At 62.9% G+C, this 21,856-nt stretch carries 22 protein-coding genes; 19 read left to right on the forward strand and 3 right to left on the reverse strand.

Annotated features, from left to right (window positions below):
- The first annotated feature begins 100 nt into the window (after positions 1 to 100).
- Genes H4I99_RS23225 through H4I99_RS23235 form a run of 3 tightly spaced genes read left to right on the forward strand, consistent with a single transcriptional unit; the run spans position 101 to position 5,542 of the window.
- Positions 101 to 856, forward strand: coding sequence for an ImuA family protein (locus tag H4I99_RS23225; RefSeq protein ID WP_163906433.1), 756 nt, complete (start codon positions 101 to 103; stop codon positions 854 to 856).
- Positions 777 to 2,288, forward strand: a complete 1,512-nt coding sequence (locus H4I99_RS23230) for a Y-family DNA polymerase (RefSeq protein WP_163906435.1) — start codon at positions 777 to 779, stop codon at positions 2,286 to 2,288. The genes H4I99_RS23225 and H4I99_RS23230 overlap by 80 nt, the downstream gene beginning before the upstream one ends.
- Complete coding sequence (locus H4I99_RS23235) at positions 2,285 to 5,542, forward strand: error-prone DNA polymerase (RefSeq protein ID WP_163906437.1); 3,258 nt, start codon at positions 2,285 to 2,287, stop codon at positions 5,540 to 5,542. The genes H4I99_RS23230 and H4I99_RS23235 overlap by 4 nt, the downstream gene beginning before the upstream one ends.
- Before the next feature lie 46 nt (positions 5,543 to 5,588).
- Here the strand turns inward: H4I99_RS23235 and H4I99_RS23240 are convergent, their stop codons facing one another.
- Positions 5,589 to 6,371 (reverse strand): hypothetical protein, encoded by a 783-nt coding sequence (locus tag H4I99_RS23240; RefSeq protein ID WP_163906439.1) that lies wholly within the window; start codon positions 6,369 to 6,371, stop codon positions 5,589 to 5,591.
- 451 nt (positions 6,372 to 6,822) lie between these two features.
- Between H4I99_RS23240 and H4I99_RS23245 the strand changes: the two genes are divergently transcribed.
- Positions 6,823 to 7,080, forward strand: a complete 258-nt coding sequence (locus H4I99_RS23245; protein WP_163906441.1) for a hypothetical protein — start codon at positions 6,823 to 6,825, stop codon at positions 7,078 to 7,080.
- On the opposite strand, the gene H4I99_RS23250 is transcribed toward H4I99_RS23245, so the two are convergent.
- The gene (locus tag H4I99_RS23250; RefSeq protein ID WP_163906443.1) at positions 7,030 to 7,536 is read right to left on the reverse strand and encodes a thermonuclease family protein; all 507 of its coding nucleotides are present in this window, start codon (positions 7,534 to 7,536) and stop codon (positions 7,030 to 7,032) included. The genes H4I99_RS23245 and H4I99_RS23250 overlap by 51 nt on opposite strands.
- Positions 7,526 to 8,158, reverse strand: a complete 633-nt coding sequence (locus tag H4I99_RS23255) for a hypothetical protein (RefSeq protein WP_163906445.1) — start codon at positions 8,156 to 8,158, stop codon at positions 7,526 to 7,528. Before H4I99_RS23255 ends, H4I99_RS23250 begins: the two co-directional genes overlap by 11 nt.
- A 74-nt stretch (positions 8,159 to 8,232) precedes the next feature.
- On the opposite strand from H4I99_RS23255, the gene H4I99_RS23260 reads away from it, so the two are divergent.
- From H4I99_RS23260 to H4I99_RS23330, 15 genes are all read left to right on the forward strand, one after another.
- Positions 8,233 to 8,793: a lytic transglycosylase domain-containing protein gene (locus H4I99_RS23260; RefSeq protein WP_163906447.1), complete on the forward strand. Its 561-nt coding sequence runs from the start codon at positions 8,233 to 8,235 to the stop codon at positions 8,791 to 8,793.
- 46 nt (positions 8,794 to 8,839) lie between these two features.
- Positions 8,840 to 9,163 carry a TrbC/VirB2 family type IV secretion system protein gene (locus tag H4I99_RS23265; protein ID WP_163906449.1) on the forward strand — a complete coding sequence of 108 codons (324 nt, stop codon included), beginning with the start codon at positions 8,840 to 8,842 and terminating at the stop codon, positions 9,161 to 9,163.
- A gap of 1 nt (position 9,164) precedes the next feature.
- Entirely contained in the window at positions 9,165 to 9,455 is a 291-nt protein-coding gene (locus tag H4I99_RS23270) for a VirB3 family type IV secretion system protein (RefSeq protein ID WP_137934773.1), read from the forward strand.
- On the forward strand, positions 9,452 to 11,863 hold the full coding sequence (locus H4I99_RS23275; protein WP_163906451.1) for a VirB4 family type IV secretion/conjugal transfer ATPase: 2,412 nt from the start codon (positions 9,452 to 9,454) through the stop codon (positions 11,861 to 11,863). The genes H4I99_RS23270 and H4I99_RS23275 overlap by 4 nt, the downstream gene beginning before the upstream one ends.
- Positions 11,856 to 13,019: a transglycosylase SLT domain-containing protein gene (locus tag H4I99_RS23280; RefSeq protein WP_163906454.1), complete on the forward strand. Its 1,164-nt coding sequence runs from the start codon at positions 11,856 to 11,858 to the stop codon at positions 13,017 to 13,019. The genes H4I99_RS23275 and H4I99_RS23280 overlap by 8 nt, the downstream gene beginning before the upstream one ends.
- 11 nt (positions 13,020 to 13,030) lie before the next feature.
- Positions 13,031 to 13,747: a type IV secretion system protein gene (locus tag H4I99_RS23285; RefSeq protein ID WP_163906456.1), complete on the forward strand. Its 717-nt coding sequence runs from the start codon at positions 13,031 to 13,033 to the stop codon at positions 13,745 to 13,747.
- A gap of 6 nt (positions 13,748 to 13,753) precedes the next feature.
- Positions 13,754 to 13,927, forward strand: a complete 174-nt coding sequence (locus H4I99_RS23290) for a hypothetical protein (RefSeq protein WP_163906459.1) — start codon at positions 13,754 to 13,756, stop codon at positions 13,925 to 13,927.
- A gap of 4 nt (positions 13,928 to 13,931) precedes the next feature.
- Positions 13,932 to 14,951 carry a TrbL/VirB6 family protein gene (locus H4I99_RS23295; RefSeq protein WP_163906461.1) on the forward strand — a complete coding sequence of 340 codons (1,020 nt, stop codon included), beginning with the start codon at positions 13,932 to 13,934 and terminating at the stop codon, positions 14,949 to 14,951.
- Between the two features lie 54 nt (positions 14,952 to 15,005).
- Positions 15,006 to 15,239, forward strand: coding sequence for a hypothetical protein (locus H4I99_RS23300; protein ID WP_163906462.1), 234 nt, complete (start codon positions 15,006 to 15,008; stop codon positions 15,237 to 15,239).
- Between the two features lie 16 nt (positions 15,240 to 15,255).
- On the forward strand, positions 15,256 to 15,627 hold the full coding sequence (locus H4I99_RS23305; protein WP_163906464.1) for a hypothetical protein: 372 nt from the start codon (positions 15,256 to 15,258) through the stop codon (positions 15,625 to 15,627).
- 154 nt (positions 15,628 to 15,781) lie between these two features.
- The gene (locus H4I99_RS23310; protein WP_163906466.1) at positions 15,782 to 16,516 is read left to right on the forward strand and encodes a VirB8 family type IV secretion system protein; all 735 of its coding nucleotides are present in this window, start codon (positions 15,782 to 15,784) and stop codon (positions 16,514 to 16,516) included.
- Positions 16,513 to 17,298: a TrbG/VirB9 family P-type conjugative transfer protein gene (locus H4I99_RS23315; RefSeq protein ID WP_163906468.1), complete on the forward strand. Its 786-nt coding sequence runs from the start codon at positions 16,513 to 16,515 to the stop codon at positions 17,296 to 17,298. The genes H4I99_RS23310 and H4I99_RS23315 overlap by 4 nt, the downstream gene beginning before the upstream one ends.
- Complete coding sequence (virB10, locus tag H4I99_RS24610) at positions 17,295 to 18,713, forward strand: type IV secretion system protein VirB10 (protein ID WP_163906470.1); 1,419 nt, start codon at positions 17,295 to 17,297, stop codon at positions 18,711 to 18,713. The genes H4I99_RS23315 and virB10 overlap by 4 nt, the downstream gene beginning before the upstream one ends.
- Positions 18,710 to 19,708, forward strand: coding sequence for a P-type DNA transfer ATPase VirB11 (virB11, locus tag H4I99_RS23325; protein ID WP_163906472.1), 999 nt, complete (start codon positions 18,710 to 18,712; stop codon positions 19,706 to 19,708). Before virB10 ends, virB11 begins: the two co-directional genes overlap by 4 nt.
- Positions 19,705 to 21,819: a type IV secretory system conjugative DNA transfer family protein gene (locus tag H4I99_RS23330; protein WP_163906474.1), complete on the forward strand. Its 2,115-nt coding sequence runs from the start codon at positions 19,705 to 19,707 to the stop codon at positions 21,817 to 21,819. Before virB11 ends, H4I99_RS23330 begins: the two co-directional genes overlap by 4 nt.
- The last annotated feature ends 37 nt before the right edge of the window (positions 21,820 to 21,856 follow it).

Raw genomic sequence — 21,856 nt, forward strand, 5'->3', positions numbered from 1 at the left:
CCTTTTCGGGTGGATTGACTCGTCAGAGCGTTAGGAACAAAAAAGGAACATATCAGCTTAACCCGCTGCTGGAAACCCCTGAAGGAGCGCCCTTTCTGCCGTGTCAAAGCCTGCACCAAATCCTTTAATCGCCGAGCTTCGCGAGCGCATCCGCCAGCTTGAAGGTGGTGCGGCGCATGCCCGATCCGTCCTCCCTTTTCACGTGGCGGAGATCGACGCGGCCCTGCCCGGCGGCGGCCTGGCCTATGGCGCGCTCCATGAAGTCTCGGGTGGCGGCGCCGGCGCGGTCGATGGCGCTGCGGCCGCGCTCTTCGCCGCCGGCATCGCGGCTCGAACGACGGGACCGATTGTCTGGTGCCTGACGCGCCCGGATCTGTTTTTCCCGGCGCTGGCCCAGGTGGGATTGCATCCCGACCGTGTCTATTTCGTCGAGAGCGACAAGGAGGAAGACGTCCTCGCCAATGCCGAGGAGGCGCTTGCCTATGGCGGGCTCGGCGCCGTCGTCGCCGAACTGGTGCGCCTGCCGATGGTGGCGAGCCGGCGGCTGCAGCTTGCCGCCGAAAAGACCGGCGCGATGGCGCTGGTGGTCCGGCGCTGGCGGCGGCCGACGGAGGCGTCGGATTACGGCCAGCCGACCGCCTCGACCACGCGATGGCGGGTGAGCGTTCTGCCCTCCGAGGAATTGCCGGTCCCCTGTGTCGGACGGCCGAACTGGCTGCTGGAAATTATGCGCGTGAAAGCGGGCGAGTGCGCTGAGTTTATCGTTGGAGCCTGTGATGCCTCGGGTCGTCTCGATCTATCTACCGGACCTGCCCACCGACAGGATCAGGCGGGCCGATCCTTCGCTGCCGGCTGAGCAGCCGATCGCGGTGATTGCGCGCAGCGGTTCCCGGCGCTGGGTGGCCGCAGCCGACGCGGCCGCTCGGAAGGTCGGGGTGAAGGTCGGGATGCCGGCGGCAAAAGCCCAGGCGCTGTTTCGCGACCTAATGCTGGTCGATGCCGATCCGGCGGCCGACGCTGTTGCGCTCGAACGCATCACGCTCTGGGCGCTGACGCAATATTCGCCAATCGTCGCCATGGATGCGCCCGACGGGATTGTCATGGACACCGAAGGCGCCGACCATCTGCAGGGCGGCGAGCAGCTCATGGTGACCGCGACCGCCAACCGGTTCCGGGCCAAGTTCCTCACCGCCCGCGTCGCCATCGCCGACACCTGGGGCGCGGCACATGCCTGTGCTCGCGCCATCGCCCGCGAAACCGTCATCGTCCCGCCGGGCAAGACGGGTCACGCTGTCGAGCGTCTACCGATTTCCCTGCTGCGCCTCCCCGACCAGATCGTCACCGACCTCAGAACGCTGGGCTTCCAAACGGTCGGCCAGCTGTCGGCGACGGCGCGCGCGCCCCTCGCCCTCCGCTTCGGGCCGGAGATCGGCCGCAGACTCGATCAGATATATGGGCGCATGGCCGAACCTATCGATCCCATCCGCACGCCGGATATTGTCGAGGTCACCAAAACCTTCGCCGAGCCCATCGGCGCGGCCGAGACCATCAACCGCTATGTCGCTGGCCTGGTGACGCGGCTTGTCGGCGAGCTGCAGCGACGCGGGCACGGTGTTCGCCGCACCGACCTCATCGTCGAAAAAGTCGACGGCACACGGCAGGCAATTCGCGCCGGCACGGCCAAGCCGTCGCGCGACGTCACATGGCTCACCAAGCTGTTCCGCGACCGGACGGAGAAGATCGAGCCCGGCTTCGGCATCGAGCGGCTGACGCTGGTCGCCGTGATGACCGAGCCGCTGGAAGAAGTTCAGAAGGCGTCCTCGCTCGTCGAGGACCAGACGACGGACGTCGTGCCGCTGATCGACGTCTTCGCCAATCGCGGCCAGCGGGTCTATCGCGTGATGCCGGTGGCGAGCGACGTTCCGGAGCGCAGCGTGCGGCGGATCGATCCGGCGGCGGTCGCGGCCGGCGCGACCTGGACCCAGCATTGGCCGCGGCCGGTCCGCCTGCTACCCCGGCCGGAGCTGGTCGAGGTGATCGCCCTGATGCCTGACCACCCGCCCGTGTCGATCACCTGGCGGGGCAAGCGCCGGCGCGTCAAGCGCGCCGACGGCCCGGAGCGTATATTCGGCGAATGGTGGACGCGCGACGCGGAATATGAAGCGGTGCGCGACTATTTCGTCGTCGAAGACGAAACTGGCGAACGTCTGTGGATTTTCCGCAGCGGCGACGGCGTCGATCCGGCCACCGGCTCGCACCGCTGGTTCCTGCATGGGATCTTCGCATGAGCTACGCGGAACTTCAGGTCACGACCCATTTCTCGTTTCTGCGCGGGGCATCGTCGGCCGACGAGCTGTTCCAGACGGCCAAGGCACTTGGTATCTCGGCGCTTGGTGTGGTCGACCGCAATTCCCTTGCAGGCATTGTCCGGGCGTTGGAAGCTTCGCGCGAGACGAAGATCCGGCTGGTCGTCGGCTGTCGTCTCGACCTTCAGGGCGGCATGTCGATCCTCGTCTATCCGACCGACCGTGCCGCCTATTCCCGGCTGACCCGGTTGCTGACGCTCGGAAAGTCCAGAGGTGGCAAGGCGAACTGCATTCTCCATCTCGATGACGTCGCCCAATACGCGGAAGGACTGATCGGCGTGCTCGTCCCCGATCTGCCGGATGAGACTTGCGCGGTGCAGCTGCGCAAGATGGCGGAGATCTTCGGCGATCGCGCCTATATGGCGCTGACCTTGCGCCGCCGACCGCGCGACCAGTTGCGGCTGCACAATCTGTCGAACCTCGCCACCCGCTTCGGTGTTCGCCCGGTGGTGACGAACGACGTTCTGTTTCATGATCCGGAGCGGCGCCAGCTGCAGGATGTCGTCAGCTGCATCCGGACCAGCACCACCATCGATGACGTCGGCTTCGAGCGCGAAAGGCACGCCGATCGTTTCTTGAAGCCGCCCGAGGAAATGGAACGGCTTTTTCCCCGGTATAGAGAGGCGCTGGCGCGGACGATGGAGATTGTCGCCCGTTGCAAGTTCAGCCTCGAGGAGTTGACCTACCAATATCCAGAAGAAGCCATCGTGCCCGGCAAGGACGCGCAGGCTTCGCTCGAGCATTATGTCTGGCAGTGCGTGCCCGACCGATACCCGGAGGGCCTCCCGCCCAAGACGCTGCAGATCGTCCGGCACGAACTCGACCTGATCAAGGCGATGCAATATGCGCCCTATTTCCTGACGGTGTTCTCCATCGTGCGGTTCGCGCGCTCGCAAGGCATCCTTTGCCAGGGACGCGGATCGGCCGCCAATTCCGCCGTCTGCTATATTCTCGGCATCACCTCCATCGATCCCGAGACCAACGACCTCCTGTTCGAACGGTTCGTATCCCGCGAGCGCGACGAGCCGCCGGACATCGATGTCGATTTTGAACATGCCAGGCGCGAAGAGGTCATCCAGTGGATCTACAAGACCTACGGGCATGACAAGGCGGCCCTGTGCGCGACCGTCACCCGCTACCGCGCCAAAGGCGCCATCAGGGATGTGGGCAAGGTGCTGGGATTGCCGGAGGACGTGATCAAGGCGCTCTCGTCGGGCATGTGGTCATGGTCGGAGGAGGTCAGCGATCGCAACGTCCGCGAACTCAACCTGAACCCGGAGGATAGGCGTCTCGTCCTGACGCTGAAGCTCGCCCAGCAGCTGATGGGCGCTCCGCGGCACCTCGGCCAGCATCCCGGCGGATTTGTCTTGACCAACGATCGCCTCGATGACCTCGTTCCCATCGAGCCGGCGACGATGAAGGATCGGCGGATTGTCGAATGGGACAAGGATGACGTCGAGGCGCTCAAAATCATGAAGGTCGACGTGCTGGCGCTCGGCATGCTGACCTGCATGAGCAAGGCCTTCGACCTGATCCGCGAGCACAAGGGCCGTGATCTCGATCTCGCGAAGATCGAGCCCGAGGACGCGCGGACCTACGAGATGATCCGGCGCGCGGATACCCTCGGAACATTCCAGATCGAGAGCCGCGCGCAGATGTCGATGTTGCCGCGCATGAAGCCCAGGACATTTTACGATCTCGTCATCCAGGTAGCGATCGTCCGACCGGGGCCGATCCAGGGAGATATGGTCCATCCATACCTGCGGCGTCGGGAAGGCAAGGAGCAGCCGGAATATCCAACGCCGGAGCTTGAGGCTGTGTTGAGCAAGACGCTCGGCGTGCCGTTGTTTCAGGAATCCGCGATGCGGGTGGCGATGGTCTGCGCCGGGTTTTCTGGCGGCGAGGCCGACCAGCTCAGGAAAAGCATGGCCACCTTCAAGTTCACGGGCGGCGTCTCGCGCTTCAAGGACAAGCTCGTCAACGGCATGATCGACAACGGCTATTCGGCGGAATTCGCCGAGAAGACATTCGGCCAGCTCGAGGGCTTTGGCTCCTATGGTTTCCCGGAGTCGCATGCCGCTTCGTTCGCGTTGATCGCCTATGCCAGCAGCTTCATCAAATGCCACTATCCGGATGCCTTCTGCGCGGCCTTGTTGAACTCCCAGCCTATGGGTTTCTACGCGCCCGCCCAGATCGTTGGCGATTGCCGTCGGCACGGCGTCGAAGTGCGGCCGGTCTGCATCAACCGCTCGCGCTGGGACTGTACGCTTGAGCCGGTCGGGGATGGCGAGCGGCACGCTGTCCGTCTCGGGATGCGCATGGTCCGTGGGCTGGCGACCGCTGACGCGGCAAAAATCTCCGCGGCCCGTGCCGACCAGCCGTTCGACAGCGTCGATGATATGTGGCGCCGCTCCGGCGTTCCGGCCGCGTCGCTCGTGGAGCTCGCCGAGGCCGACGCCTTTCTGCCCTCCCTCGGGCTTGAGCGGCGCGACGCGATCTGGGCAATCAAGGCCTTGCGCGACGAACCCCTCCCCCTCTTTGCCGCCGCGGCCGAGCGCGAAGCGCGCACCATCGCCGAGCAGCAGGAGCCGGATGTCGAGCTCCGCCAGATGACGGAGGGCCACAATGTCATCGAGGACTACAGCCACACCGGATTGACGCTGCGCGAGCACCCGCTTTCCTTCCTCCGCCGCGACCTTTCCGAACGGCGCATCGTCTCCTGCCAGGATGCGATGGCCGCGCGCGACGGGCGCTGGCTGATGACCGCCGGCCTGGTGTTAGTCCGGCAAAAGCCGGGCAGCGCCAAGGGCGTCATGTTCATCACCATCGAGGACGAGACCGGCCCCGCGAATGTCGTGGTCTGGCCAAAGCTGTTCGAGCGGCGCCGGCGCGTCGTGCTCGGCTCGTCCATGATGGCGATCAACGGCAGGATCCAGCGTGAGGGCGAGGTCGTGCATCTCATCGCCCAGCAGCTGTTCGATCTCTCCGTCGATCTGTCGAGCCTGTCGGAGCGCGATACCGAATTTCGGCTACCGGCCGGGCGCGGCGATGAGTTCGCCCATGGCGGCGGCCCGGACCCGCGCGATCGCCAGGCGCCGGCCGTGCGCCCTCGCGACATGTACGTAAAAGATCTGCATCTCGATACGCTGAAGGTGAAGGCCCGGAATTTTCACTAGATTCGCCCTCAACCGGGCAAAATAGGTGATGCCGGCGCTCCGAGCCCTATTCCAGCAGCACTTCCCCGCTACGCAACTCGATGCAGGCTCTGCAGCATAGCGAAGAGGCCCCCCCAATTGACCCCTGCAGTATCGCGCTTTGCGAATTGAATCTTACAATTTCAATCGTGGGGATCGGCTTTCTGAGGGGGGTAAATTGGCAATCATCTGTCGCTCGTCCGGCCGATTTCCGCGCAGCGCCATAGCCGGCGCGTTCCTTCAGCCATCGCAGCCATCGACCGCATACAATTTTGATCGTGTTGGGGCGGTTCCAGAAGCCGTTGACCCGGTTCTCGGACACGCTGATAAGACCCTTCCTGGCAGCATCGCGAATGGCATAACGCGCAGTCGTGCATCCGACGCCGGCGCGCGCGGCGATTTCAGGCAGTGACATCGTCGATTGGCCGCGCTCCATGACCGCACGAGCGATAACCGAGAGTACAGCCAGCTTGCTGACGGTGAAGGCCTGGGCCAAGGATGTCGGAATGATGCAGTCCTTTGCGAGACCTCGCCGGCGAAGCCAGCAAGCAGCCCGCTTCTGCAAAGGAATCGCCGGGCGGCAATGACGGGCACAATGCTTCGCCTGAACCGCACGCGGACCAGCGCCGATCGATTTTCGGCGGTGCTCGATGACCGGGGCGAGATACTCCATCTCCTCGTCGGCGATCAGTCCTTCGCCGTTCAACACCCAGGCCGCTTTCGCGCATTCGTCGACTTGTTGATGCGTACCGGCTGCAAGCAGGCGCGCCAATAGGCTCGGCCCATAGGCCGTTCGGATCGTGGCAAGCATGATCTCTCCATATTCAGCGATGATCAGGGAGGGACCGGCGCGCAGGGCACACGTATCCGTGGCAAGAATTAGCTTGCAGCGGCGGCGTCAATGTGCGAAAAAATCAGTGGCTATAAGACTTTTGCGCACATTTTCGTGTGTCACTCGACCCGTCTCTCCGAGGCGGGTTTTATTTTGTCTACGGCATGGCACCTCCACCACTCGGTTTCTGACGAAGCGAGTCACAACAGTAATTATATTTTACTCGCAGACCAACCAAAAAGCCGTGTCGCCGCGAAAACGCCTCTTTTGACTCGTGTAAGGGTTGCGCGACAAAAAGGGTCTGGCGGAATCCTATCCGCCCGCTCCGCCATCAGCTTATCGAACGATCCTCCGCCATACGCCGCGAACAGGACCAGCGTCGTCGGCACCTTCGACGCCGTGCGACGGGACAAGGAAAGGATGACCGCAAATGGCCATTGAGAGTGCCGCTGACCTTGTGCAATTCCTCGCGGAGGAGCTTCGACAGCGAGGGACGAAGCTCCATGAATTTTCGGAGATGACGGGTATTTCGGAAGAGCGGCTGGAATACCTTCAGGCCGGCGCCTGGCACCGCCTGACGGTCAAGGAGATCGGCGCCATCGCCGAGTGCCTGCATGTCGATTTCACGGCGATCTGGTCACTTGTCCAGAAGCACGGAAACAGGATGGGCGAACGTCCCCGACCATAAGCCACTGACCTTATCCCTCGCGGATGATTCGGCGACCGCATAGGCGGCGGACACCGGAGCACCGGACGGGAACACAGCGGCGAAGGCCGCGCCGGAAGAGATGAGCGCGGTCCCGACATCGACGGTGGCATTGTCGAGCTGGGCGGCGCAGACGACGAAGGTCGCATCGTCCTTGGCCCGTCCAACGGGCTGGCACCCGATCGAACCCGTCGAGAACAGCGCCGCAAGAGAGGCAATCGACTGCATGCCGCAATCGCTTTCCGCGCCGTCAGGAGCACGATAGATCGTCCCTCGAATGCACGCCTGCACGCCGAACAGCCTGAATTTCCGGCCTTCGTACTGCCAGCTATCGCCCGTTTCAAAACTCACGGCCGCAGGAAACGAGATGGTCTCCTCCTGCGCGCGCGCGGTCGTCGCCAGCAGCAGGGCCAGGGCGACGGAGAGCTCAATCCGCATCCTGGAACCCCATCGAGCGTGAAAGCGATTGCGATGCCTCGAGGTCCGGCCGGCGGGATCGGCCGTCGTCTGTCCGTCCGATTGCCGCGAGGCCGAGAAACACCATGCTGTCGTCATCGTTGACGGTCTTGAACGGCTCACCCTTGCCGCCGACGAGGACGAAACAGGACGCCGGAGTGGTCTCGCCAGCGGCCGGCGTCAGCAACAGGGTCTTGCAGAGGATGACGCTGGCGCGCCTGTTATAGACCGCCCCGGCATAGTCGCGCGCCGCGTCGGCGCAGCTCCAGGACTGCACCCGGTTATAGACGACCTTCTCCGTCGGGCACGCGTTCAGGCCGCGCAGTGTGAACCGCCGGCCGGCGATCATCCGCTCGACCGGGCCGCCGATTTCGACCTCCCCATCGAGCTTTTCCACAGACCGCGCTGCAAGCCTGCCTTCGGCGTCGAAGCGCTCCAGCACGAACGTCTTCGCCCCCTCATTGCGGAACTGTCGAAGGTAGTTTGGCGATGGCTCCCGATAGGGATCTTCACCCTTCGCAACGGCGAATCCCGCGCCTCCGACAAGGAGCCAAGCGGCGATCCTGAGAACCTTGAGTTGCTTGTGCATTGCAGGAAAAGCCATTTCTGAATTGACAGAGGAATCCTTGGCGAATTAATTATAGTTTATTCGCAAACGCGGCAACCCGGACATTCGAATTGAAAACCATCCTGCTTTTCCTCCTCGTCACGACCTCGCCGATCGCAGCGCACGCCTGCGCTCCGGTCGATACGGACCGCGTTCTGGAGATGGTGCGGACCATCGCCACCGAAGAAGACCTCGACCCCGATCTGGCGCTCGCTGTGGTTGACGTCGAGAGCGCCGGCGGTCAGCGCCAGGTCTCGGATGCGGGTGCCGTCGGCATCATGCAGCTCATGCCGGAAACCGCCTCCGACTATGGCGTGACCGACCGTTGCGACCCGGAAGAAACTATCCGCGCCGGTGTCCGCTATCTCAAGAAGCTCTACGGGGAATTCGACGATCCCCTGCTGATGCTCGCCGCCTACAATGCCGGCCCCGAGCGCGTTTACCAGAAGGGCGGCATTCCCGAATTCAACGAGACCGCCCAGTATATCGTCAAGGTGATGAACCGCTGGACGCTGAACGCCAAGGCGTCAGTGGCGCAGGAGAAGCGCGCCGGAAACCGCCTCCCCCGCAAAGAGACCGTTGCGCTGGCGCCTTCGCCCTGGCGCGACCAGCACGTCTGGACCGCCGAATAGCGCCGGCCCCGCAGATCTCATCCTCCCAAGACATGAAGGACTTCGCATGAGCAATACCCCGATCACGCCGCGCCCGCGCGGCAAGGCCGTCCTGTCGCTGGCGCTGCTCGCGACCACGATCGCCCTGGTGCCCGAACTTGCCTGTGCGCAGTCGGCCGCGCCCGTCGAAGGCATCCTCGAATGGTTCGTTGGCGTCCTGCAGGGCAGTGTCGCCCGCTCGCTCGCCATCATCGCCGTCTGCTTCCTCGGCTTCCTGTTCCTGACCGGCCGCATGGCCTGGCAGGGCGCTATCTCCATCGTCATCGGCATCGCGATCATCTTCGGCGCCGCCGAACTGGTCGACGCCATGAAGGCCGCAGGGGGTGTCTGACATGCGTGACGATGCGCCCGACGTCGAACCGCTCATCCAGCCGCTGACCCGGCCGCCGACATATTTCGGGGTCGATATCATCGTGTTCGTGGTGAACGGCATCTTCGGGATCGTCATCTTCATCGCATCGTCGAGCTTTCTCGCGCCGCTGGTCGTCCTGCCGGTCCATTTCATTGGGCTGTACCTGTGCCAGCGCGACATCCACATCGTCCGTGTGGCCCAGGTGTTCCTTTCGATGCGGCGCGCGATCCGAAACCGGCGCTTCTGGAAAGCGGGGAGCTACGCCCCATGAACATCGTCAATCACGACCTGAAGTTCGGACGCGAGTGCGCTCGCGATCTCGGGATCGGCACGCACGTTCCCTACCTTCGCCATGTCGACGAGGAGACAATCGTCACCAAGTCCGGCCTGCTGCTGCAGGTGATCCGGCTTTCCGGCCTGCCCTACCAGACCATGGACCAGGCGGAGATCAACGCGCGTCTTGCCAACCGCAACATGACGGTTCGTTCGCTCGGCTCGTCGCGTTTCGCGCTCTATGCCACCATTGTCCGGCGCAAGATCGCGCCTGCCATCGATGGCGATTTCGACAATCCCTTCGCCGACGAGCTGAACGCCCGCTACATGGAGGGCCTCCAGCACCGGACGATGTTCGTCAACGAGCTGTACCTCACAGTGATCCGGCGCCCGATGACCGGGCGCGCCGGCAAGGTCGACCGCATGTTCGACATCTTCCGCATGGCCGACAACGAGGTTGAGGCCAGGGGCGAGGCGCTGCGCGACCTCAAGGACATGGTCTCTGGCATCGTCGGCGATTTCCGCACCTACCGCCCGGAGATCCTGTCCTGCGTGACGCGCGATGGCGGTCTCTATTCCGAACCGGCCGAATTCTTCGCAAAAATCCTCGCCGCCGGCGATGAGCGCAGCATGCCCCTGCCCCGCATGTCGCTCGCCGATTATGTCGGGACCGGGCGGATCATGTTCGGCCGCAAGGCGACGGAGATCTGGTCAGCCGACGGCGCGACTTCGAAGGTCGCGGCGATGGTGTCGATCAAGGAATATCCGCCGATGACGACACCCGGCCAGCTCGACGGCGTGCTGCGTCTTCCCTACGAGTTCATTCTCACCCATTCCTTCGCGCCGGAAGACCGCACCACGGTCACGGAGGCGATCGCCACGATCAGCCGGCAGATTTCCAACTCCGACGACGGCGGCACGGCCGTCGAAGACGATATCGAGACGGCGCGTGATCGGCTGGCGTCGGGCGAAGTCGTGTTCGGCAAGCACCATATGACCGTCGCGGTGCTCGAGCGCGACCTGCCGCGGCTGAACCGGGCCGTGGCCGACGTCACCGCCGAACTGGCGCGCATGGGCGTCGTCGCCGTGCGCGAAGACCTCAATCAGGAAGCCGCCTGGTGGGCGCAACTGCCGACCAATTTCGCCTATATCGCCCGGCAGGGCCTGATCTCGTCGGTAAACTTCGCCGGCCTGTTCTCCGCGCATAACTTCCCGTCCGGGCAGACGCACAAGGTCCATTGGGGAATGCCGGTCTCGCTGCTGGAGACCACCAGCCAGACGGCCTATTTCTTCAATTTCCATGAGGCGGATGTCGGCAACTTCACAGTGATCGGTCCGACCGGCTCGGGCAAGACCGTCGCCCTCTCCTTCCTGCTCGCCCAGGGCATGCGCATCCAGCCGCGCCCACGCTGCGTCTTCATCGACAAGGACAGGGGCGGCGAGATTTTTGTCCGCGCCATGGGCGGCCGGTATGAGCGGCTATCGCCGGGAGAACCGTCCGGCTTCGCGCCATTGCAGCTCGACGACACGCCGGCAAACCGGAGCTTCGGCAAGACGCTGGTTTCCTATCTCGTCACGCCCTCGGACCGGGTGCTCAATGCCGAGGAAATGGCTGTGATCTCCGATGCGGTCGACAGCATCTATACCGATTTCGAGCGGCCGCATCGCCGGCTCGACATGCTTGCCGAAGCGATGCGCGGGCGGATGCGGTCAGGGATCGGCGACCTGGCCGACCGGCTGAAGGAATGGACGACGGGCGACAAGGGCTGGCTGTTCAACAACCCAACGGACAAGCTCGACTTCGACGGCTCGGTCATCGGCTTCGACATGACGGAGATCCTCTCCGACAAGCGAACGCGCTCGGCCGCCCTCCTCTATATGTTTCATCGAATTGGAGAAATCCTCGACGGCCGCCCTTCGATGATCTTCCTCGATGAGGGCTGGCGCCTGCTCGATGACGAGGTGTTCTCGGGCTTCATCAAGGACTGGCTCAAAACCATACGCAAAATGAACGGCATCGTCGGCTTCGGCACGCAATCGGCAGCCGACGTCGTGCGCTCCGATCTGCGCAATACGATCATCGAACAGACGATGACCAACATCTTCTTCCCGAACGCATCCGCCGACGAGGAAAGCTACCGCAAGGCGTTCGGCCTGTCGGAGAAGGAATTCCGCTTCGTCAAACAGGCGGACAAGGCAAGCCGCACCTTTCTCATTAAGCATGCGCAGGATTCGATCATCGCCCGGCTTGACCTCTCGGCGATGCCCGATCTGGTGAAGGTGCTGTCCGGGCGGCCGGAGACCGTGCGCGAGTGCCAGGCGCTGCGTGAGACCTATGGCGAGGCGCCGGCGGCGTGGCTTCCCCATTTTTGCGGCTGGACCATCCCGGAGGCGACCGATGCGTAGAGCGATCATTCTTCTGCTGTCCGCGACAATGGCCGGAGCGCCGGCGCCGGCGGCATGGGCAGATATTCCTGTCATCGATGACGATGTGAAGGACAAGCGCGCCGAGGACGAGGAGCACTCGAAAAAGGACACGGAAACGCAAGCTGACCAGCTCGAGGAGCAGGAGGTCACCAACTGCAACATCTCCCAGAAGGAGAAGAACCGGCGGCTTTACCGTTCGCCGGCGCAGGCGGTGAAAGAGGATGCCAAGAACGTCGAACTGATCAAGCACTATGCCGAAAAGTACAATGTCCCGGTGGGTCTTGCGCTGTCGGTGGCGCATGCGGAGTCCGGGATTTCGACGTGCTCGGGATCGCCGACCGGCGTCAAGGGCGTGATGCAGCTGACGAAGCGGACCGGCAAGGGCATAGGCTTCGACCGCGACATCAACGAGGAGAATATCGAGGGCGGCGTCAAATACCTCGGCATGGGCGTCAACAAATGCGGCAGCACCGACTATGACTGCCTCGCCTCCTGGTACAACGGATCAACCGCGGCCGAGCAGAAGAACTGGGCGGGAAAAGTTGGACGGAACCACACCTGGTTCAACGCCTATGCCGGCGGCTCGAATATCGAGGACATCGCCTCGCCCTCGTATAAATCCTATGTCGACTATGGCTCGGGAGCGACGCGCAGCTCGAACAGCGCCGCAGCCGGCGCGGTCGACCGGGCTGTCTCGGGCATCGACGCGAGCTCGGCGCGCGTCCAGGAGGCAGGCCGGCGTATCGATGCGCTGTCGGCCTCCGTTGGCGCCTCCGGGATCTACCAGGATGCCTGGGATGACAACACACAGGCCCGCGCCGTCAATGCCGAGCTGCTGAACAACCTGATCACCGCCCGCAACCTCTTCAACGAGCTGCTGCAGGCACGCATGCAGATGCTGCTTTCGAAAACATCCGAGACCGCCAAGACGCTGAAGTCCGACAGCAAGGTCAATCCCTATAGCTGCGACCCGGTCATCCTGGAGGCGATGAAGGTGCCGCGCGAGGATTGGCCGCGCTGCGCCGTGGTCGCGGCCGCCGACGCCGACAGCGAAATCCTGTCGTCCGGCGGCACGGATCGCTCGGTCAATGACAATCTTTCATCCATCCAGAACGCCGCCAACGCGGCCGATTAAGGGGGTTCACCATGAACAAGCTTCTCGTCGTCACCGCCGCCCTCGCCTTCTCGACGCCGGCCCTCGCCGACATTCCGGTGATCGACAACACCAATCTCGCCATCGCCAAGAAGAACGCCGAGAATACCGGCGAGATCATGAAGACCAACACCAACATCCTGGAAAAGACCAAGGAGATCCTCGGCGCGCTGTCCGGCAGCCGCGACGGATCGATGGGCATTTCCTCGACCGGCCTCGGTGGCAATATGTCGGTCTCGGCCGCGCCGTCCTTCTCGTCGATCATGAACGGCGGCACGCTATCCTTCGGCGGTCTCGGCTCCGACGCGCAGAATATTGCCGCGACGCTGATCAACGGGCTGCAGCTCGTCAAGCAGGTCAAGGCGATCGTCGAGGGCGAGGACGCCGGTGCGATGAACAATGCCTTCTCGGGTGCCGTCAACACGGTGGCGCTGCTCTCGGCGCTGACCCAGCAGGCGACGAAAGGCGTGACGCAGCGCGAACAATCGCTGCAATCGGCCACCGGCCAGATCGGCTCGGCCGAGGACGTCAAGGGCTCGGTTGACGCCAACACCCGCATGCAGCTGGAGACGGCGCGGACCATCAATGAGCTGATCGGCGTCTCGAATGGCGCGGTCTCGGCGCTCAACACCGAGATGCAGATGCGGCTGACCCAGCAGTCGGAAACCGCCAAGATGCTGCAATACAAAGACATCAACCCGTTCAAGTGAGGCCGCATGCGTTTCCTCGTTGCCACGATGCTGGCAGGCCTCGTCCTGCTTTCCGGTTGCCAGACGAAGGGGGAGAAAAAGGCCCCCTGCCCGCCGATCTCTGGATATGCGGACGCCAATGACCTGTGCGGACCGGCTTGGCCGGTCAATGACGTGTTCGCGCCCGTGCTGAAGGAATAGGCCGATGGCAGCGACCACGATCATTTCGGACATTTTTGCCAAGCTCGACGGCATCGGCGAGACGTTCATCAAGAACGCCTATGACGGCCTCGCGCTTCAGGTGAATGTCCTGTTCGGGTCGATGCTCACCCTCTATGTGATCTGGTGGGGATACATGATCCTTGCCGGCCGCGACGGCTTCTCCGTGCCGGAGGCGGCCTGGCGGCTCGGGCGCGCCTTCGCCATCTATTATATGGCCACGAACTGGGGGGCGTTCTCCGCCACGCTCTACCAGCTGGTGCAGTCCGTTCCCAACCTGATCTCCGACACGATCATCGAGTCGATCGCGGGTTCCGGTGGTGCGCTCGATGGCGGCACAGGCGACACGACCGGCGTCGTGAAGATCCTCGACGCCGTGTTCGAGACCGCAGGCAAGATCTATGAGCAGGTGGCGACCGGCACTTTCGAATATGTCGGCGCGCTGATCGGTGCCATCGTCTTTGTCGTCGCCATGATCTTCATCGCCGTTGCCGCTGCCGCGATCCTTGCCGCCAAGCTGATGCTGTTCATCACGCTGGCCTTGGCGCCGGTGTTCATCATCCTGGCGCTCTATCGCTGGACGTTCCGCTTCACCGACGGCTGGCTGCTGCTGATGGTCAACCTGATGGTGACGCAGACCCTGATGATGGCCTTCCTCGCCTTCCTCTACCAGCTGATCGAGCTGGCCATCAACACCGCCAACAACACGGCGACGGAAAGCAAGCTCTCCTATGTCGCGCCCTTCGTGATCGTCTGCCTGCTCGGGATCGTGGTGTTCCGGTTCATTCCGGCCTTTGCAGCCGCAATTACCGGGGGCACAGCGCCAGGGCAAGGCGATGTCCCCTTCCAGGGAGGAAGGGAATCTTTGCGGCGTACCGGATACCAACTCTCCAACCGAGCGCAGATTCTCCGAACTGGCCTCGGGCGTCGCCGAACATCCGGCGACGTTCAGGCAGCACGGGCGCGTGCGATACAGCGTGAAACCGAAAGGAACGGGCAATTTTAGGCTGGCCAGACAGATGTTCGCTCGTTAAATATAGTTTATATGAAGGAGGCTTGAATGCACCCTTGGAATGATCCCCGTCGCTATCAGGCGGCCGTACATCAGCAGGCTCAGATCAACGAGGAAGCTGCGGAACACGCTCGCGCCGAATCCAAGAAGGGCGGCGGTTTCGGCTATCTTGTGTTCATCCTTGCGGTCATCTTCTTCAAGCCGTTCGCGGAATATTGCATCGATCTCTACAACACGCTCGCCGGCTATGCTCAAAGCCTGGGCGCATTGTTCGGTTTCTGAACAAGGAAGCTTGAGAATGAAGAAAGTCGTGTCGACGATGCTCGCGCTCGGCCTGCTGCTTCCCGGCGCGGCACGGGCACAATCGCCAAGCTCGATCCTGCCGGTGCTAACCGGGGCTTATGCACCCGCTGAAGGCGGCTGCGAGGCTGCGGCCGCCGCATTTATCTATGTCGAGGAAAAGGCTATCGGTGCCAACAAGACCGCCGGCAAGGTGCTGTCCGTCAAACAGGACGGCAGTGCCTATACGCTCGATGTGTTGTGGATCGAGGCCGGCGCCGACGAAGCGGATGGCGACCGAGATACCGTCACGATCGAGGTGAAGGACGATCGCTCCTTCTTCTTCTCCAATACAGCGTCCAAGAAAACGCTGATGCGCTTGTGCAGCTAGGACCTAGAGCTGCTGCACCGAGGAGCTGAGCGCTCCGTAATCCCAGGCTTTGCGGATTGATCTTGACGCCGCTCCACCCGGCAGAGGAGATCGTTCGGCCAAGCGAATAAACTATAGTTTCTTTTTTCGCCGTCGGCGATCACCGGATACCCAAATGACCAACGAAGACGCCGCCGCAAACACGCCCGAAACACCGCCGATCGATCTCACCGCCTATTGGAAAGCCGGCGCATCCTGGGAGGCCGAACTTTATCGCAAGGAGCGCCGATCCCGGAAGATCGCCTGGACCGTCGCCACCGTCGCCGGCATTTCCACGCTGCTCAGCCTGTCGGCCCTCAATCTCCTCGTTCCCTTGAAGCAGTTCGAGGCCGTGGTAGTGATCGCCGACAAGACCACCGGCTTCGTTGAGGTCGCCCGTTCCCTGATTGAGAGCAAACTCTCGGAGAACGATGCCATCAAGACCGCCAACATCGTCCGTTACATCCGGGCGCGCGAGACCTATGATCCGCGCGCGCTCAAGGACAATTACGACCTCGCCCAGCTCTATTCGACCGGGCAGGCTGCGGCCGACCTCCGCCACGAATTCGAGCCGTCGAACCCGCAATCGAAGGACAAGCTGCTCGGCCGCGACACGCGCATTGCTGTCACCATCAAGTCGGTCTCGTTCCTCAATGCCTCCACGGCGACGGTGCGCTTCTCGACCGAAACCCGCCGCGACAACACCCTGCGCCGCGAGCATTGGGTCTCGGTGGTTCGCTTCCGCTACACAACCGCGCCGCTGAAGAACGAATATCGTTTTGACAATCCGCTCGGCTTCCAGGCTACCGAATATAGGCGCGACCAGGAATCGTTGCCCGAAGTTCTGCCGGCGGACAAGGCTGCGCGATGATGCGGAAATCTCTCCTCGCCCTCGCAGCGCTCGCGCTGCTCGCCACTGCGACCGTCTCGCCCGCGGCCGATCCCCGCATCCGCTACATCACCTTCAACAACAATTCCGTCGTCACCGTGCCGGCCGGTCTCGGCGTCTCCACGATGATCCAGCTTGGCAGCTCCGAGGTGATCGAAACGATTTCGGCCGGCGATACCGCCAGCTGGTCGATAGTGCCGAAGAAGGGTTCCGGCATCCTGTTCGTCAAGCCCTTGCGCGAAAATGCCGAGACCAACGTCAACATCGTCACAAACCAGCGCGTCTATGCGTTGCTTCTGAAAGGTTCCGCCGCGGCCGACCTGCGCGCCGCCTTCCAGGTGCGGTTCAAATATCCTGATGAGGACGTCAATGCCCGGCTGCTGGCCGCCGCGCAGGAGAGCGCCAAGGACCCGTTGCTGAAGGATCTCGATCCGAACCGCCTGAACTACGATTATGTGTTCAAGGGCGACACCAGCCTGAAGCCACGTGTCGCCTTCGATGATGGCACGCATATGTATCTGGAATTTCCCGGCGAAATCCCCGCGATCTTCGTGGTTGAGGGCAAGCGTCAGGAGTCGCTCATCAACCTGCGCACGCAAGGCAAATATGTCGTCGTCGACAAGATCGCGGCGCAGTTCACCCTGCGCGCTGGCGACAAGTGGCTTTGCCTCTATAACCGGCAGGCCAATCGCCAATCCTTCGACCTCATCGAGGACGCGTACGGGCCGAAGCGCCTCGGCCATAAAGAGGAGCGCCAGCGGTGAGCAAAATCGACTTCGACCATCTCGATGGACAAAGCAGCGTGGCAAACGACCGTAATGGTCGCCTCGGCAAGCTGGCCCTTCCGGTCCTGCTCGTCGTCGGCGTGGGCGTCCTGGCATACGTCAACTGGCCGACCGAACCACAGAACCCCAGCCTCTCCGAAGGCAGCGGCGAGAGCTTCGAGACTTCGAACTCCAGCATTCGCGATTTCCCCGACGAGCCGGTGAAGCAGGCGGCAGATCCCAACCTGGTGCAGATTCCCGTCGCGGAGAAGAAGCCGGTGGATTCCGCCGATGTCGACGTCACCGTCAACCAGGGCGACGATCTCGAAAAGCTGCGGCAGATCGAGGAAGCGCGCCGCAGGGCTGAGGAGGAGCGGTTACTGATGGAAGAGGCTCGCCGGCGCGCGGAAGAAAATGCCCGTCTCGCAGAGCTGGAGGCCAAGCGCCGGGAGGAAGAAGAGAAGGCGCGGTGGGAACGGCTGCGCTCCGAGCAAATCGTCCTCGATGGCTCGAACCGGGAGACGCTATCCGGGGACCAGGCGGTGACCATCGCCGACGATGGCCAGCTCGTCGCGGTCCCCGGCGCGGAAAGCGATGCCAACAAGGCGTTCCTCGCCCAGTCGGAAAAGCAGACGGCAGGCATCGTCAAGGCGACCCGCTTCGACCGAAAGGATGCGCTGGTCGCCCAAGGCACCATGATCCGTGGCTTCCTCGAGACGGCGATCAACACCGACCTGCCCGGCATGGTGCGCGCCGTCGTGCGCGAGGATGTCCGCTCTCTCGATGGCGGCCGCATCCTCATTCCGAAGGGCTCGCGGCTGGTCGGGGAATACAAGTCCGGCCTGGCACGCGGCCAGAAGCGCATCTTCATCGTCTGGTCCCGTGTCATCCGCTCGGACGGCGTCTCCGTCGAGATTGCCTCCCCTGGCGCCGATCGTCTCGGTCGCGCCGGGCTCACCGGTGAAATCGACACGCATTTCTGGGAGCGTTTCGGGTCGGCGATCATGCTGTCGGTGATCGGGGGCGCGGCCGAATATGTCTCGGCGCTGGGCGATACCGCCGCGGAAAGCGCTCGCTCGATCTCCACGGTCGATCCGATCACCGGCGCGGTGACGACGATCACCACCGAGCCGAGCCGTACGGCTGCTGAAGCCCGCTCGATCGCCGCCGAGAAATCGTCGGCCGTCCTCCAGGACATCGCCAACGAAGCCTTCAAGGAAAGCTCGAAGATCCCGCCGACGATCTATGTCGCGCAGGGCGAGTCGATCATCGTCTATCTCAGGCGCGATCTCGACTTCTCCGCCTTCTATGCCGACCCGGTCCGGCAGGAGATGATGCGGCTGAAGCGCGGTGGCCATATCCGGCGCAATGTCGATCCGACGCCCTACTATCCGATAGCGCCGGTCTACAAATGAAGCAGTTCCCGTTTCTCGACAAAGCCCTGGAGCGGCTGAAGCCATTCCTCTCGGACGATCGCGTCTCCGAAATCTCGGTCAATCGCCCCGGCGAGGTGTTCATCGAGCGGCTCGGCGTCGCCGGCATGGAACGTGTTGTCGACGCGCAGTTTACCGCTGATTGGATCAGGACGCTGAGCGAGCGGGTGGCGGGCTCCACCAACCAGGTTGTCAACGAGGAACATCCCATCCTATCCGCCTCGCTACCGACCGGCGAGCGCTTCCAGTGCGTTCTGCCGCCGGCCGCACCTGCCGGCGGCGCGATCTCGATCCGCAAGCAGGTCATCCATGACATCGGCCTGGACGTCTACAAGAGCCGCGGCGCCTTCGACGACACACGCGTCGGTCGCCAACTCAGGCTTTCGCCGGCCGAAGAAACCCTTGCCGCCATGCTGCAGGGCGATGTCGATGTCATGCAGTTTCTCCGGACGGCCGTGCGCTCACGGGTTTCGATCGCCGTCTCGGGGGGCACCTCGACCGGCAAATCCACCTTCCTCAACGCGCTTCTGAAAGAAGTTCCAGATGAGGAACGCATCGTGACGATCGAGGACACGCGCGAGCTGAGACCGCCTACTCCGAACACCGTCGCCCTGCTCGCATCGAAGGGTGATCAAGGTCGGGCCAAGGTGACGCCACAGCAATTGCTGGAAGCGTCGCTGCGCATGCGGCCGGATCGGGTGATGCTCGGCGAGCTTCGCGGCGAGGAGGCTTTCTCCTTCCTCCAGGCGATCAATACCGGACATCCCGGCTCGTTGACCACGGTCCATGCCAATTCCGCACGCGACGCCTATGACCGTCTGGCATTGATGGTCATGCAAAGTGGCGTTCGGCTGCAGAAGCACGAAATCATCGACTATCTGAAGGAAGTGATCCCGGTGGTTGTACAGCTTCATAGGTTCCCGGACGGACGGCGCGTCGTGTCCGAGATCGTCTTCACCAAGGGGGACGTGCTGTGAACCCGGCGATCCTGCTGTTCGGACTGGTGATCGCGGCTGCGATGGCGGCCTTCGTCTCCTCGCTTGCCTATGCCGGCCTCTATTACGCCTTCGACAACTCGACCTGGATGTTCCAGGCGCTGCAGGACGATATGCTCGCATCTTATCGAGCGGCGCGTCTCGACCTCGCCACCGGCGACTGGCATCGGCCTGCGATTGCGGCTTGCGCTGGCGCGGTTGCTGGCTTCGCAATGCTCATCACCGCGATGACCGGCAGGAAGAAATCGACGGACGCGCGGTTTCTGAGCCCGCTGGAAGCGCGGACCCTCGGGCTTACCCGGACGGGCGGCGTGTTCGTCGGCCGGATCGGTGGTAGCCTGATCAAGGTTCCGGGTGGCTTCACGCAGCGCGGGTCCGGCCGGCGGCGGTTCTTGAAGCCCATGCTGTTCGGCGGCAAGAAGCTCTGGATCGATGGCGATGACGTCGGCGGGTTCGTCATCGGCCCGCCGCGATCGGGTAAGGGCGCCTCACTGATCGTTCCGAATTGCCTGCTCTGGCCTGATAGCATCGTCGTGCTCGACATGCGCGGCGAGACCTATGAGGCGACGGCCGGCTATCGCTCAAAATTCTCGCGCGTGCTGCGGTTCTCTCCGGCGGATGAGAATGGCGACACCGAATGCTATAATCCGCTGGATTTCGTGGCCATCGATCCGGACCAGCGCGATATCGACATCAACTCGATCGCGACCGCTCTGCTGCCGACACCGAAGGGCGATGCTTACTGGATCTCCGATGCTCGCGCGCTGTTTGCCGGCGTCACATCCTGGGTGCTGGAAAACCCCGATATTCTCGATAAGGACAAGAATCTCGGAACCGTCCTCAATGTCGTCGAGGGTGGCGATCAGCCGCTGCGCGAATGGCTGGGGGAAGTTGCCAATCCTGAGCTTCGCGCCGCGTGGATCAGCTCCTTTACCTATACCACCCTTGCCCGTTTCGCCGTCATGGCCAGCAAACAGTTCGACGGCGTCTATGGATCGCTCGCCGCCGCCGTGCGGCCGTTCAAGAATAACCGAATCCTACGTGCGACGGCGCGGTCGACCTTCGACATCCGGGCGATGCGGCGCGAAAACATGAGCCTCTATCTGGATTTCCGTATCCAGCAGATCGCTTCGATCGGGCCGATCTTCAACGTGCTGATGGTTCAGTTCATGGACTACATGTCCCGCAACATGATGAAGCGCGGCGAACGCCGCGTGCTGGTGCTGCTCGATGAATTCCAGAACCTCGGCAAGCTGGAAAACGCCCTGAACGTTGCCACTGTCCTCGGCGGTTATGGTATTCCTTGCTGGTTCTTCGTCCAGTCCCTGCGCTCGATCGACAACGTCTACACACGAGAGGGCCGGCAGACGCTGGTGAATTCGGCACGCGCACAAATCTTCCTCGGCGCCCAGGACCCGGAGGATCAGCGCTATGTCTCGCAGCTCCTCGGCGAACGGAAGGAGGTGACGGTCGACAAGGCGGTTTCGACAGGTATCACCCTCTTCGATCGCAAGGGCGCCACCATGTCGCACAAGACCACGATGCGCCCCCTCATGCGGCCCGACGAGCTTGGTGCAATGAACGAGACCCGATGCGTCATTAAGCTGCGCAATCAGCAGCCGATCTTCGGCGTGCGCAATTTCTACTATGCTGACGGCGAGTTGATAAGGCGGGCGTGGTTGCGCGTCCGGGCGCAAAAAGCGCAATCGATCGTCGGAACCGCAACGCCTTTCTCCGAATTGGCTCTCGAGAGCAATGCATCCGCAGACGGCCCCACTCTTGCAACTGCCGGAGCGAAGTTTGCCGCAAGGTGTTCGGCCGCCGCGACGTCGTCGACGACTAGGAATCCTGAAGTTCTCTTGGAACCCGCGCCGGCTCCACATCAATCAGAACATCGCGAGGGATCGGCTATCACGGATGCACCCGCCGGCGGGCCGGACTTCAAATCTGCCATGAAAAGAAGCGCCCAGCGAAGGACCGACGCGGAAAAGTCGCTGGAGAAAATCCTGACCTTCCTCGAAAACGCACCCGCGAAGAAGCGGGCGGCCAAAAAGGTCCAGAAAGAGATAGCGTCGGCCTTTTCCGATAGATAGCTCCACCCGTGTCGCATATCGCCACCGATAGAGACGG

Source organism: Paenirhizobium daejeonense (assembly GCF_014280875.1).
GTDB classification, from domain to species: domain Bacteria; phylum Pseudomonadota; class Alphaproteobacteria; order Rhizobiales; family Rhizobiaceae; genus Allorhizobium; species Allorhizobium daejeonense.